Raw genomic sequence first — 14,602 nt, 5'->3', positions numbered from 1 at the left:
ACAGATGGTGGTTAAAGGCCCTCGTGCGGTTTTCTACTGTGATGGCGAAAGGTTGTGGACTGCAAATTGGAGAGCTTCTACGTCTCAAGCAGGCTGAGCTAATCTCGGTGCTCTTCAGATGCCAATGAAAAGGGCCTGCAACGCTGGCCCTTCTGTAATTACCGGGTTATTGCCTTTCTTTTTCCGGCGACAACCTCTGTTATGACTAACTCTGCATCTGCAAATTCCTGCCTAATCGGGGATCCATCATTTGGGATATAGAGTTTCCGGTGGGTATCAAGTGCCGCCTGCAGTTCGAAGGGACATTGGGGTAGAGTTGCAGCATGGAGCTTGAAAGCCATGATTGGATCAAGTTGAATGCTGATAGTCGATTTGTCCGCCTTGTTGATATAGCGCTCGATCATCCAGCCGAATTTTCGATTTGTTGTTGAGTTGACCGGGGCAAGCATTACCCATGCATCAGGTAGCTCAGTCAGTGATTTGCGGTTAACCACATGATCAGCGTCAACTACGCGATCTAGAAGATCAAGCTTTAAACGGTCATTAACCGCAAGGGTTGGGCACTGAGATGCTTTAAGAAAGTCGTTTTTCAATGACTCGAAGCCGCTAATCAATTGCGATCTTCTCGCGTCGGAGACGTACTTTCGAATTATTTTTTCTTTAAGTGCCTTGATGATGCCGTCGCAATACTCTGCTGCATATCCGTGGTTTCTCTGGGCAGTTTTGGCTGTTTTATCAATACGCGTCCTGTCAAGCTCAGCTAGGAATGCCAGCCGGTAGTTGTTCGAACTGGCCCTTACCCAAATGAAAACTTGGCCATAGTAGATCTGAGGGGAGCTGTTGCTGCCAACTAGCCGTAGTGCTTCGTCTCTAGAAATCCCGGCGCCGACATTCTGGACGTCGAAATGGTTGTTCGCTGCCCAGCCTAGAAGCTGGGTCTGGGATGAAAAAGCGACCGGCAGAGTTTTGAAGGAGGCTGTCTCGGCAACAATTGTCCGAATCTGCGATTGAAATTGCAGATAGAAATAGCTGAGGCTAGAGAATCTGCGATTGTTGTTGGTGATAGCGTCGTGCTCAGCAAACTCGATGAGCGTTTGAATGTTTGCGAATTTAGTCACGTGCGACCTTTTGGGTTGGCTATGAGCAAACTATACAATCGGGAAAGTGCGGATGCAAATGCTGCCCAGTACATGCTTATAACTTCGGAGGTGTTATTTGTAGTTTATGGAAAATATAGAAGATCTATATGTGCCCCATAATTTACATCACCGCAACTTCCAATGCGGCTATTTAAAGGGGTCAGAGGCCGGGTGAGGCTAGCTTGATGAGATTGGAGGAGGCAGAGTACGACCTCTAATTTACTGATGCCGTGCCCTAAATCCTCATCTTGTGTGTTTTTGTGTTCGGCATGCATGCGGGGGGCTCCAGAAATATTCCCCCCTAGGGCCATGTCTAATCTGCACTCAGCCAAATTAACAAAGGTCAGCGCTTAACGGCCCGACATCAGCACCTTTCGTTAGGCATTAAGGTCATGACATCTGGTCAGCGACGCACTTCTACTTTGTAAAAATAATCTTCAATAGAAAGCCGTCTACGATCAGATGTAACCGCATCTGGAATCAGATTTTTAATGCGTACATAGTGACGACAGTTTAATTTTCGACTCAAATCAGAAATGGGTTTGACTGCATCTAGGAATCTTGGGTAATCAGATGAGGCTGCCGCCATCACCGACTGGATATTGGGTAACGCATGAGCATCAGCCTCCCGAGTATCTGGCCAGGCCCGTGCTACATTCAACTCGTGCTCATGAAGCTCGACACTAAAAAGATACTGTATCTTTCCCTGCTCATCTGCCCAGCAAGGTGGGTAATCTAGCCCACCTTTGGCTTCGAGCTTGTTCTTCAAGAACTGAATTTGGCCTTTCAAGTCAGTGTTTTCTTTCCGAACCATAACGGGATCAGCCCCTTCCTTTTTAAGAACAGCGACTTCTCGATACTCTTTGATAAGGCTTTCAAGTTTCTGCCCAGGGGAGTCACCTGCTAAGGCTGCAAGCAACGGGTCATTAGTAAAGGTTTGATCGATTTTTGCCTTGTCAGCAAGCTGCTGCTTTGCAGCCTTGGCAATGTAGTCTGGATCCTCAGATAGAGCTTTTTCATCTGTCTTTTCGAGCTTTTCTTGGAGCTGCTCTTTGATCGTCTTGGTCAGGGCCAGTGCTTGCTCAATCCGCTGCTGAACCAAAGCCCCATCACCTTGCCCCTTAGCTGCCTCATCAATAGCTTTCTGTAATTCACTCAGCGCGGTGATCTTAGCCTCTTGGTCAACCAGTTGCTTTTTTAATCTGATGATCTCGTTTTGACTTCGCACAGAGTCTACTAGGTTTTTAATCACTTCTTGGGGGTTATCGATATTTTTGCTAACCAGCTTATCCTCAAGAAATTGCTCGGCTTTCTTTAGGTCAGCCTGCTTTTGCTCTATTCCTACATATGATCTTAGTCGCTCTAAAAGTCGTTGGTTTTCTTGATGTCCCCAAGCAACCATAGAGCCTAGTAGAAACATCAGAATAAAGACCAAAATAAAAGCAATTTCAGTCAATGATAGTTGAAAAATCTGGTCGTTTTTATCGGCCATATTTCATACTCAATTTGCCGATAAAGGAGTAGAAGGTTCGCTGAGCGGAGTCACAGTCTGTGAGGCGGCTGCAATAGAGTTCTCTACAACAGCATCGAGGGCAGAGTATTTGTCTCCGCTCGGAATAAGATGCTGAAGATTTGCATTAAGTACCCGTATTTGCTCATTTAACTCAGCAACCCCCTGAAGCTGATATGCGGTTGACGCACCGTGATCTAGCTGAGTTTTATTTAGCTCAAGCAACTGCACCATTAAGCTACCAAGTGACGCAACCGACGCGGTGGTAGACCTAGAGTCATGCACTGATTGCTGTGTCATTTTCTCAATCGAGACAATAGCGGGTGTAAGCTTTTCCATTGAGTCTTTGACGGTTCCAGCCATTTCACTAGCAACCTGTGTCATACCCAGCCATGCCTTATGGAAATCCTTGGCAACTTCACGATTTTCGCCGATCTGATCAACCAATTTGCTCATCACGCCATTGGTGTCCGCAATTAGATCCGCGTGCTCGTGCAACTTACCAAGCATAGACTCCTGCTGCGCCGAAAACCCCTTCAGCATTTCTTCTTGATAGGCTTGAAGTTGATCGATTACTGCCTGCTGTTGGCGCTTAATGGCAAACAGCAACTCTTGCTGCTCCGCCGACAACGCTTGAGCCGTCGACAACACCTCACTCAGAGACTCGGCTTTGGTATTAATTTTATCCACAGTTGTGGAAACGCTCTTTGCTGCGCTTTTAACGTGCTCAGAGACTAGTTTCACGCTATTGCTAGCATCTGCCGTAGTCCCATTCAGCTGCGCAATTGGTGCCTCCAAACGGCTAGAAAAAATATCTGGCGGGAACTCAACAGCCGTTAGGCGCTCTATCAGCGTCGTGATAAAGCTTTGCAGGGTTTTATCAATTCCTTCGCTGGTTTCGGATGCCCGCTCTTGGTACTGCTCCAAGATACGGTTTAGTCCCATTGATGCAGTTCGCACATCCTGAATCAAACCCAGAATTGTGGTTTTGTTATGTTCTGTCATTGCACTGAAGAACGTCTCGATCTCTTGGCGATGGGCCTCTGACATCGAGTCAATCTGCTCCTTCACTCCAGCGACGGCTATTCGTGACGCTTCGACTGCTTCGCTACGAAAAACTACTAGCTGGTCAAACGAGCGAGAAAACTCATCCGTCAAACGCCGGGAAGCTGTAAGTACGCTATCTTCAACATTTTTTAAGGCGTCCTCTGCGTTTTGACGGAAACTCACGAGTACCACGCGAACAATCACACCAAGACAAGTGCTAATCATTGCTGCGCCAAATCGAGCAGCTACGTCCCCCAAGCCTGATCCAATGTTGTGCAAATCAAAAAGCGAGGCAATGATCGAAGCAATAGTAAAAATAAAGCCAAGATAGTAGCAGGAGTCTGCAAACTTCTCGTCGGAGACACTGTCGTCGCGCTTATAAATACCAAGCCCAATATAAAGCACCATTACCAGCAAGGGCAAAATCAAACCGCAAATATATGGGCTGCCAAGAGCAACACTAAGAGCCGCCAGGGCAGTTTTAATGCTGACTGCTGTTATAAATAATTTTTTGATGTCGAGTTTGACGGTCATAATCTAGCCCTCCATCGTGTTAACGCCGGTTAAGCGTGCGCCAGCACCCTCAAAATAAAGTTCCCAAAAATTCAACTGTTTCATTGTCTGTAACTTCGGGTATTTCATTAAGTAATGGATTTCCACTTTTACCCCAGATAGATCCGTCTTGCTGCGCTCGCCATAAGGCGTTTTAGAGAAGTCGTTATAATCTGGAATGCCCTTGAACATCGAGTATTCAGGCGTATTCGGTAGCATGTCCGAGAAAATAATCAGTTTGCGGGGGCCTCGTACGTTTTGCGTTCTAAAACCATTTATCGAGGCGAGCTGGATCATCTCAAATATGGGTGAGTATTGCGCCGGAGTATCTGACAGCAGGGAGTCTTCTAGTTTTTCAATGGGCGCTTTAAAGGACTCGTGATAACGTAGATCAATCCGTTTCAGGTTTGCAGTCATCTCTGACTTACCTGCGCTGGTGCCTGGGTTGCAGCGCTCGAAGAGCGGCTTGGCATTGTTCTCGAAGCTTTCGCCCAACGAAAACACCGACAACAAATATCCTTCGGGAACAACCTCGTCACTGAGTGCTCGCAGCGCCTGACTGAACGCTTCACGCTGAATGAAGGAGTAGGGGTCGGTGTTATCAACTAGTACCACCACATGCCCGAGAGGGCCCTCCGCCGGACACAGCGTAACTCTATCCGGGCCCTTGGGCTGGTTGTAGAGGTAATACCCCCCTATACCTAGAGCCGCCAAGATAACCCCGGCCGCCCCTACAATCTTTATCCAGTCACCCGCATTACTACTTTTCTTGGTGTATTTGTTCTTGGCGGTATACCGAGATTTATGTGCCATATCCCCGACTCCTACAGCTGCTGATGGATAGCTTTGAGCTGGTCAAAGCGGCTCTCATGGGCAGATTGGATAGACCCCCGTACTTGCTCCACGTCAGCCAACAGCCCATTCAGAAGGGACTCTTGCTCTCTGTGCTTGGCCAGCTCAGTCGAGGTGTCAAAGATTGGGAGCTCTATTTTTTGTAGCGCTGGCGGGCTATCGAAATACCTAGGGCGAGGCACTCCGTTTCGATGCATTTTATTTTCATCGCGGAAAGCATCGATCAGCGCCTGCAGCATGTTTTCGGCTTTGCTGAGGTTCAATTTCAGTCGATGCCCGCACGAGGCTTTGTCTTCCACTAGCTTGCCGAAATCCAGCACACAAACCTTGGCACGCTCAACATCATGCTCCAGAGACTCCAGCAACATTTCCTTAAGGCCGGAAATTTCCCCGCGCACTTGATCAACTAGAGCGTGGTATGCATTGATCGCCTCATGCGTCTTGCGGTGTCGGCGACCATATCCGGGGTAGGGATCGTCCAACTTGTAGCCATCGACCAGCCCTACCAGCGCAAAAAAAATGCTGATACAGAACAACAGCCAGGATGAGATCTCTGTTAGCCCAAATGGAGCTGCTTGCAGAGTTTGCAGGGATAGCGCTGCAGCATTGATATTTTCATCTACAGCTTGGCCCATAGCCTCTCGGTAATGCGCGATGGCAAGTGCCGAAACTGTCATGAACGCAATCACAAATAGCCAGCCGAGGTAGCCAATCAGGCGACGTCCTAGATGATGGTGATTGACGTTGGGAAGCCACAAACGGCCTAAGAATGCCGGTACTGTAAAGTTAATAGTCGCCAAGATTAGGGCCTGAAAAAAACCACCGACTAAGCCACTATCTAATCCTTGGGCGAAGAAGAAGGCGTTCACAAAGCCTTCAATCGCAATGAGTGCTAGACCGACCAAAATCAGGCTGGCTTTAGCGAGTCCCTGTGGATAATGGGCCTCACGACTCAGTTTATTTTCCTTACAGAATGTATCCAGATCATCCTGCTGGCGCGCTGCCGCATTACGGCGTCGGCCTAGCTCTACCTCGGCGTCAGAAATCTCCTTATTGGCAAGGCGTTCGTATTCGTCAGCATATTGTTTGGCGCGATTCACGTACTGGGTGATATCAAACGAGTTGAGTCGCTCGTGGATGCTGTTAATCCGGGTCAATGCCCACTTGCTATAGTTAGCGCGAACTGCCTCAAGCCGTTGAATGATCTTCCTCTCGGGGAAAGACAACGCGGTCGCATCGGCCTCAGGCAACCCCGCTCGACCAAGCTTTCTGGCTTCTATCTCTACATCCAGCTCCTTTTTAAGGTCTTCAAAGACCAACGGAACAAGGTCGGGATGGTCGTCCGCATCCGTCGACGGATGCGAGGCAAACAACCACGAGAACAGTTTTCCAATTGCCTTCATTACAGAATTCCTAAGCGCGCTTCAGCGCGACGCATTGTTATCGGCAGAGACTTTCACAGGGCACACCATCGCCGTCCCGGTCTAGGGAGGTGACGCCGCACTGCTGCAGATGAAACAGGGCATCCGCGCAATTGTTCATTTGCCCGCATAGTCGTTTGCTACAACCGCCGCCTGCGGCTGTAGCCGGAGTCAATGCAGACTGCTGTTTCCGCGCGGTAAATTCCGAATTGAGACTCCGCCCCAATTTGCGCCACTCCCAGGGCGCAATGATCTGCGCCTGTGGCAATCCCCAGACTCCGCGCTTAGTCGCTTGAGCCTCCTGCTCTACGCGGGGTAAAGAGTGGTCTTGGTTGTATTGGGGGTAAACCCAGGCGGCGCCACGCGCAACCATTTCACGGTTGACGTTCACGCCAGAGACACTGACCACGCCAATGGTGCGTCCATATCGGTCAGTACCCTGCGATTCGACCTTGACCTGCTTGGCGAAGATAAGGGCACTCAAGACCTGTTTCGATTTGGCCCCGTAGGGCTGATCCTTTTCTGGGGTATCGATATTGGCAAGGCGAATCTTGTGCTGACTTTTGTACACGTCTAGGCAGGTGAACGTATCGCCATCACTTAGCGCGACCACACGGCAGGTGTGCACTTCTGCGTGCAACACAGGGGCGGTGCTTAACAACGCCGCTGCCAGCCATGCCCTCAAGCTCATCCCTGACCCCTCTGACTGCCTTGAGCAGAACGAACGTCCTAGTTTGGTGAACCTAAATAGTAACGCGGACTGTGAACTAATTCATATTAGATGGAGGCGATCTGCCAGCTCCATCAGTCGCCGCTACGCGGAATAGGACGCTCTGTTCAACTCACCCGCTTCTGCCTCTAGATCGGTACCGCATGGCCTAGAGCAGTCACCGGCCTGCGGCCCGGCGCTATACCAGATCCTTGGTGACTGACTGCTTGAAGAGTTTGGGACATGAAAAGAGCGGTCGAGTAGGAGGCACTGTAGGCATCGGTCGAGACTGGAGCAGTATGAGAATTTCGCGTATTGCGCGAAGGAGGAGCCTGGCGCCTAGAACTGCGCGTTAGGGGGAAAATGGCTGCCCGTACGCTCACGGCACGAGTCGGTGAGACTCTGGCACTCGCTGATGGCAGTAGGCGGTTTTGCAATGGCGTGGGGGCAAGATGCTTATGCAAGGCTATGAATCCCATGCTGATACCGCCACTCCCCCTGCCGACAGCAGAATTAGCCTCGGTAGGTCACTGGTTCGACGTGCCAGAGGGCAGCGCACTCGAGTGCTTGGCTATAGGAGGCGAGCAGCAGCGGGTCTACGTAGTGACCATCGAACCACCCGTAGAATACGAATGAATTATGATCACTGGCCATGCTGGTGAAGCATCAAGATGCACAACTACCAGCCCATGTAATCTCTGCTTTGGCCGAAAGCAGACGCTGGTGATAGGTAGCTATCGGCCAAGAGGTGGACACTCGATCCGCTTTACCTTGAAGTACCCAGACTCGCCAGTGCGAGAGAGCATAAGACTTGAATGAGCTTGCGCGTCCCGCTGTCTGCCCTTATCGCGATTTTGATACTTAGTGAGAGGCTTTCACTTGCCTAGGATGGCGACGACTTCTCTTCAAGGAAATAGCGATGCTACCAACCACAGATCAACTGCCAACTTTAGGTTACCTCCACAAGGTCGTGTGCGACTGCCTTGGGCTTTGGAGTAGCGACAACCAAGATATAACCTTTCAAGTAGCTGCCACAGAGAAAGACCGGCGCGCTGCACTGCGGCAAGCTTTCGACGCAATCAAGAAGGAGGATGGCAAGTATGGATCTCTCAGCGACCTGGTGGCTGTGACTGCTCAGCTTGCCCCAAGTGATGAGCAGAAGGTCAAGAAAAGCCGGACGATTCAAGCCTATGTCAACCATCTCTCCAAAACCGACTTTGAATCCCTCGACGAATATGTAGAGTTACGCCAATACATTGAGTCCCTGATCACTGAGCGCTACTCCCGTTGGGGCGTATCTGAATTGGCTGTTGGCTTTTACGTGTCGGCGCTTTCGCACTACAGGGAGTTTGTCAGGGAGCACGCTTGCAACGCGGAGAGCCAGACATACAGCTATCAGTTCTTTCTCAGCAATGATCTTCGCTCGCTGACGGCGACACTAGTCGGCGCGTTGTTGCCGGATGATGCCTGGCCAACTGCCGAGAGGGATGAGCAATGGCCACTGAGAGGCTTTGCCGATGCTGCTTGCCGAATCACCGGCGTTTCGCTGCATAAGCTTCATCAGTACCACGAGTTCCGGAAAGAGGGGCCGCTCGATGAGCGGGCCTGGAGTCGTGAGTTCACCTCCCAGCCGATCAATACTCAGTCCAAGCAGGTGGTAGACCGACTTCGTAAGCCTAGTCGTATGAAGTGGGAAACTTTCTATCCGACTCTTCGACCACTGGTTCATCACCTGCCGCAGCACATCCACGAAGAGGCATTCGCGATTCACGCCTTTTCGGCCATGATCGCTCATAACCTCAACGCCCATATCGCGGATTGCGGGCCATTCGAGCCACAGGGGCGCTTGATGTGTGACCAAGCTGAGCTAGGCCACTCAATACCCAGCAGTGACTTGCTTGATCTTTTGTTTAACGACTATCCCATTGGCCAGCAGGTCTATGCCCAGCAGGCGCCCAACCGCTATCAATCCCTGCTCAACCGAATTAGGGCCTTACCGGGCTCACTAAACCTTGTGGCAGAGGTTCCCAATAGCCTTGAGCTAATTTACAAAAATGAACACAGGCGATTCATCGACGGGGGCCGGCATCTTACGTTCGTGAACGGTCCCGCATGGCTCAATGAGTGGGTGCGTGCCCAGGATGCGATGCAGGCAGGCGATAGCCTGCTGACCCTCAGCCACCTCACTACAGCGCTCGAAAAGGCAAAGTATGTGGCCGGGCCATTATTCATCCCGTTTTACATTCAGGTCTGTGCGTTCTGCAAATCACAATACCGGCTGCTGTCAAAGCAAAAGGATGAAGAGTTGTTCGAACGATTCTACGAAAGCTTGGGTAGCAATGCGGCGAGCTATGCAGGCCTACTGGGCTACACCCCTCGTCATGTGCGAGATCCTGAAACCTTGATACCTCAGACCATGCTGCCGCTGAGGTCAAAGTTGATCATCAGTGAAATCGATGCACTGGCAAACACTCTGGAGCCCTTGCTTGCCGGAGATAACGCCTCTACCTAGCTCGGCAGGCGATGCCGATGACTCCATTAGGGCGACGGCTTGAGTGATATCTCGAGCAGCAGGCGCTTGGTTGACAATACAAATCCAGATTTTTGAATTTTATCTGGTGTTTTTCGAGGTAAGCCTCGGTTTTCTGAGGTTGCCTCTCTACCGGGGTTCGATTTAACTCTATAATTCTAAATGTTAAATGCGATTCTATGGTTTAAGACTCAAGATGATGAATTTAGGCCTTATCAAGCCAGAAGAAGTCGTCAAGCTGCTCTGTGCGCGTCTGCGCCAAGAGCGCCTGGCTCAGCAGATGACTCAGGCCGAGGTAGCTGCCCGTGCTGGCATCGGAGTTGGCACTCTGTCCAATCTAGAGGCGGGGCGCAGCGTGGCATTCGACAGCGTGATTCGGGTGGCCATGGTATTGGGGCGTCTTAACGAGCTGGAGCAGTTGTTCATGCCGCGATTGGACAGCCTGGACGACATTCTCCGTTATGAGCAGGGCGCTCAGCGTCAGCGTGTCAAAAGGAAGTCCGACAATGCCTAAGCGAGTCGACGTCTACTACGATGGCTGGGGGGAGCATTGGCGCTGGGGTTCGCTCGTGTCCTCGACCGCGCTCACCGGGCGCCCACTGATTGCCTTTGAGTACAGCGAAGAGGCGTTGGAGCGGGGGTTAGAGTTGTCGGCCCTGCGCCTACCTTTGAAGGGGTCAAGACTGCGTAGGGACTTTCCCGATCATCAGCTGTGGTTGCCAGGGCCAGTCTATGACTCGTTGCCAGATGGTTGGGGCATGCTGCTGATGGACCGCCTGTTCAAGCGCCGTGGTCTCAATCCTGCGCATATTGGCCCCTTGGAGCGTTTGGCTTACATCGGTCCCCATGCCATGGGGGCGATGTCGTTCGAGCCTGTGGCGCCGGAGCTGTCCGCATCGCCCGAAGAGATTGCCCTTGAGAAACTGGCTGCGGAAGTCCAGGACGTGCTCAAAGGTGAGGGCGGTGAGTTCCTGCAGCAACTGCTGATGATGGGCGGCTCGCCACACGGCGCGCGGCCAAAGGCATTGCTCTATCGCGATGCAGAGCACGGCCGTTTCAGTACGGCGGCGGCACCTGGTCTGGAAGCCTGGTTGGTCAAGTTTCCTGCGGCAGGTGAGCATCCCGAGGTTTGTGCCATCGAGGCCGTTTACGCGCAGTGCCTGCGCGATTGCGCTATCGACACCCCGGATACCGAATACTTCGAGTTACCGAGTGGGCAGGCCGCTTTTGCTACTCGCAGATTCGACCGGCAAGAGGGCATGCGTGTCCCCATGCAAAGCCTCGCTGCTTTTACCGGCGCGGACTTCCGTGCCCCCGGTACGCTGGATTACACCAATTTCCTGCGGGCGACCCAGTTCTGCTGCAATGACGTACGGGAGAAGGCGATCGCTTTCGAGCGGATCGTGTTTAACGTGGTGTTTAACAATCGCGACGATCATTCCAAGAATTTTGCTTATCTCATGTCGTCGAGCGGCCAATGGAGGTTGGCTCCGGCTTACGACGTGACCTTCTGCGAAGGGCCTGGTGGATATCACCAGATGGACGTAATGGGCGAGGCGTTTCGCATCACGCGCAAGCATCTACTCAAGCTTGCAGTCGAAGAGGCGGATCTGTCAGCGAAAAGCGCTGCCGACATCATTGAGCGGATCTGCCATGTAGCCAGCGGTTTCGCGGAGAGCGCTAGGCGACAGTTCTCCAGTGGCATAACCCGGGATACCTTGCGCACGATTCAGGTGCGAATTGAAAAGAATATTGAAAGCCTCATTTAGGTATCGTCAGCAGGATCTCTCCGAAGAGATTGGAGTTTGAGGTGCCTAATTTTAAGGTTGGGTTAGAGTTTTTTGTGTAACACATAGGGCACATGTATGACCGTGCTGGGTAATTACTCGATTTTAATGTAATAAGTTGGCCGGCTCCAGCGGTCTGATCGCTCGGGCACCCATTGCACCTGCTCGCTGAAAAGTGGAAGTTCTTTAATGGTGACTGTCTTCCCATTTTCTAATTTAGGCTTATTCCCTTGGAGCAAGATTGTTTCTTTAAATTGATAAACACTTCCCTCCTTTTTGATATGTCCAAGCTTGGTTAGTAACTCGATCGCTGCCTCCAGTCGTTCGGAATTTGCCCGGCCTCTAAGGCTGCTGGGGCCAAGTTGCTTAACTTTGGTTAGTGTGAAGGAGGTTGTTGTCCCTGCTTTCAGATTATTTGGCGGCTGCTGTTGGTCTGAGGTTATGAAGGGTGATTTGTTGTTTTGATTGGTTATGTTCTTTTCTTCCTTGTAAGCCTCCTTCAGCAGGTAGTGCGCCAAATTATTTGCATCTGAAATAATTTGCGGTTCACTGGCCAGATTCTCAATAAAGTGCCCTGAGCAACGCCGCGTAAAATCCCAGCAAAACTCTAGAGTGGCTTTATCGATCTCGATATCGTTGTCTGTGCTGCGCTCAAAGGTATGTAGTATTGCAGCCAGGCGACTCGTGTTTTCCAGTAACTTGGACGCGTGATCTTTCAGGTAGTGGTACAAACCGTTTTCTTGCATCTCCTGCTCAAGCTGCCGACTGTACTGGTACCATAGGTTTGCGGCCGGCTCCGAGAACTGTATGACTTGGCGTTTAGATGAGCTGTCGGAACCCAATCGTTCACGGATGCGGGCATTGAAGGTTTTCTGGCGTGGTAGTTCTGACAGCTTTTGTTGGTCACGCTGCCCGGCCATAGGGCGGGGCTTGACGACTAAGAAGCGGGCGAGAAAACCTGTGCCGCGAGCCTCCTCTCCTCGTTTTCCTAGAAATCGACTGACCACGCTTGGTTGCGCCATTAGCGATAAGGTGAGGCGAGCATCTTGTAAAACGAAACCCTCCCTTGAAATGCGGTCGACAATCACGCTGCTGCCATCCCATAGCGTATTAAGTTTGTCGAGTTCGCCTAACGCTTTTCCACTGAAAATGCTGTTGGCTTCACTGGTTAATAGGCAGCCGCTGGGTGTGTTTTCATAAAGCATTTGCATGAGTGCTTGCGGGGTGGTGTCCTCGTAGAGAAATTTGCCTGAGCGGCTGGGTTGCGGTTCGGCTCTGACATGTTTCGCGACCTCTTCTATGGCTGCCTGTGTAGCTGCTTTGTCTTCTTGGGCTGCGCATTTACTGTACATACGTTCGAGGTGTCGCTTATGAGCCTTCCACAGTTCATGACTAACTCGGTGCTCTCCTAAGGATTCTTCGTTGGCTTTGTAAGCAGCATCATTTGCGGTGCTAATCGCTTCGAAAAAATACTTCTGTGTGGTGGTCTTGCGCTCCCCGGAGTCTGCGATGGTCAGCAGCATTAGCGAGGTCGGTACTTTATGGCCGGTGGGCATTTGTAGGTCGACAAGTCCCTGACAGGCTGTAGCCATCGCACCGAAAGCACTCATCATTGCCATCTCTCGAGAAACCTGTAGTTCTCGAGCGGCTTCTATTACCGCGGCCTCCACCAAGCTGTGCTCACGAAAAGAGGGCCAGTGGCTGTCATGGTTGGAGGTTGATTCGCTGTTCACTGATTCATTTTCAGTAGGGCACATTTCTCTAAACCTCGCTATTTTCGCTATTAATAGCGAAAATAGCATGGTTTTCAGAATTTATGCTGTGTATTTCTATACAACCTAGAGCAGCAGAGTCGAGTGATTCGCTGCGCGTCCAGGGGGATTGGAGAGAAATATCTGGAGGGCAGGGGCGTTCGGGAGCTTCCGGGTCTTGCTGCTTTCTTGGGGATGGGCATGTGCACCAAATTATTAGTGCGGTCTAGATAAAATTGGAATGTGACTTTCAGTTTGATGGGTTGATATAGAGCTATTGGGGCACTTAATTGCGGTGGGTGATTGTTGTGGGCTGGTTGTGCTGTGTTGTTGGCTAGTATAGTGTTGACTTCTTGTGTCTGTGTCTATCTCTCGTTATTTTGATGGGCTATAAAGTGATGGATGCGGCCTAGTTATTTTGAGGTAAGTTCGGAGTGGTTTTTTTGAGTGAGTGCTCATTAAACTGGCTGTTCACGCATGATTCACGTATCTGAAGAGATGTGAAATGGGTGTTTTTGTGTTGGTTAGTTAATATTATTCGTCTCAATGTTAAAGTGAATGCTTTGTTTGGTAATTGGTGACAGGTATGAGAACTCCTATGAAACACATCATAGGAGTTCCTCATGTACATACAGCCACCACAAGAGTCGCCTACTTGGCGAGGCCTGCCAGTTCAATTGTCATCGTATGAAGTCGAGTCAAGCTATCTGCAGCGTATCTACGACTTGATGACTGACTGTTTGACGATTCATCCTCGCTGGAGTGTCTTTCGTTTTGATTTGCGAGTGCCGCAAGGCAATATTTTGCCTCTTGGTGCAATAACCGATTTCTTTGAGTCGTTAAGAAGTCAGCTTGAGAGTGCGTTAGCAACTAACTTGCGCCTTGGTAAGCGAGGCTATGATCCAATGCTTCGCTATGTATGGGTTCGCGAATGGAATAATGCATGCTTCCCGCATTATCACGTTGCGTTGCTGCTTAATCGTGATGCTTACTTTAGTTTGGGGGATTATTCTCGCTTGCATTTGACTGACTGCAACTATGACGAAATGCTCTCGGGGCGAATTTGCAAGGCTTGGGGTGCTGCGTTGGATATCGACTGGAGGCAGGCTCAGGTGGGAGTTTACTTCCCGGTTCGGCCGGTTTCTGCACTGACGCGTCATGGGCCTCTATCCGACAGACAGTTCTATGGAGTTTTTCATCGACTCAGTTATTTCGCCAAGTTGCACACCAAGCGATATGGTGAAGGCGGGAGGAACTTCGGCATGAGTCAAGTCAGTCGCATTCAAGCCTCACAGGACTGAGCC

At 50.7% G+C, this 14,602-nt stretch carries 11 protein-coding genes; 4 read left to right on the top strand and 7 right to left on the bottom strand.

The genetic code is table 11. From position 1 onward, the window contains the following. Nucleotides 1-158 precede the first annotated feature (158 nt). From PI990_RS21475 to PI990_RS21450, 6 genes are all read right to left on the bottom strand, one after another. Nucleotides 159-1,118: a hypothetical protein gene (locus PI990_RS21475; RefSeq protein WP_271658425.1), complete on the bottom strand. Its 960-nt coding sequence runs from the start codon at nt 1,116-1,118 to the stop codon at nt 159-161. Between the two features lie 424 nt (nt 1,119-1,542). After that, entirely contained in the window at nt 1,543-2,631 is a 1,089-nt protein-coding gene (locus PI990_RS21470; RefSeq protein ID WP_271658424.1) for a hypothetical protein, read from the bottom strand. 9 nt (nt 2,632-2,640) lie between these two features. Then, nucleotides 2,641-4,230, bottom strand: coding sequence for a hypothetical protein (locus PI990_RS21465; RefSeq protein ID WP_271658423.1), 1,590 nt, complete (start codon nt 4,228-4,230; stop codon nt 2,641-2,643). Nucleotides 4,231-4,233: 3 nt separating this feature from the next. Continuing rightward, the gene (locus PI990_RS21460; RefSeq protein WP_271658422.1) at nt 4,234-5,061 is read right to left on the bottom strand and encodes a hypothetical protein; all 828 of its coding nucleotides are present in this window, start codon (nt 5,059-5,061) and stop codon (nt 4,234-4,236) included. Nucleotides 5,062-5,072: 11 nt separating this feature from the next. Further along, nucleotides 5,073-6,503: a hypothetical protein gene (locus PI990_RS21455; RefSeq protein ID WP_271658421.1), complete on the bottom strand. Its 1,431-nt coding sequence runs from the start codon at nt 6,501-6,503 to the stop codon at nt 5,073-5,075. Nucleotides 6,504-6,540: 37 nt separating this feature from the next. Then, the gene (locus PI990_RS21450; RefSeq protein WP_187806449.1) at nt 6,541-7,212 is read right to left on the bottom strand and encodes a thermonuclease family protein; all 672 of its coding nucleotides are present in this window, start codon (nt 7,210-7,212) and stop codon (nt 6,541-6,543) included. A gap of 937 nt (nt 7,213-8,149) precedes the next feature. On the opposite strand from PI990_RS21450, the gene PI990_RS21445 reads away from it, so the two are divergent. The 3 genes from PI990_RS21445 to PI990_RS21435 all read left to right on the top strand — a co-directional run bounded on the left by PI990_RS21445 (nt 8,150) and on the right by PI990_RS21435 (nt 11,529). Next, entirely contained in the window at nt 8,150-9,742 is a 1,593-nt protein-coding gene (locus tag PI990_RS21445) for a hypothetical protein (protein ID WP_271658420.1), read from the top strand. A 214-nt stretch (nt 9,743-9,956) separates the two neighbouring features. After that, nucleotides 9,957-10,274, top strand: coding sequence for a helix-turn-helix domain-containing protein (locus tag PI990_RS21440; RefSeq protein ID WP_061904596.1), 318 nt, complete (start codon nt 9,957-9,959; stop codon nt 10,272-10,274). Further along, nucleotides 10,267-11,529, top strand: coding sequence for a type II toxin-antitoxin system HipA family toxin (locus PI990_RS21435; protein WP_271658419.1), 1,263 nt, complete (start codon nt 10,267-10,269; stop codon nt 11,527-11,529). The genes PI990_RS21440 and PI990_RS21435 overlap by 8 nt, the downstream gene beginning before the upstream one ends. Nucleotides 11,530-11,642: 113 nt before the next feature. Here PI990_RS21435 and PI990_RS21430 read toward each other — a convergent pair whose 3' ends face one another. Continuing rightward, nucleotides 11,643-13,280 (bottom strand): YfjI family protein, encoded by a 1,638-nt coding sequence (locus tag PI990_RS21430; protein ID WP_271658418.1) that lies wholly within the window; start codon nt 13,278-13,280, stop codon nt 11,643-11,645. A 641-nt stretch (nt 13,281-13,921) separates the two neighbouring features. Between PI990_RS21430 and PI990_RS21425 the strand changes: the two genes are divergently transcribed. Then, a complete protein-coding gene (locus PI990_RS21425; protein ID WP_271658417.1) occupies nt 13,922-14,599 on the top strand; it encodes an inovirus Gp2 family protein in 678 nt (225 codons plus the stop codon). The last annotated feature ends 3 nt before the right edge of the window (nt 14,600-14,602 follow it).

Origin of the sequence: Pseudomonas sp. TUM22785 (assembly GCF_028198105.1) — a bacterium.
In the GTDB taxonomy this organism is placed as follows: domain Bacteria; phylum Pseudomonadota; class Gammaproteobacteria; order Pseudomonadales; family Pseudomonadaceae; genus Metapseudomonas; species Metapseudomonas solani.
The sequence above is the reverse complement of the archived record's forward strand: the minus strand, read 5'-3'. Positions and strand labels throughout refer to the sequence as shown.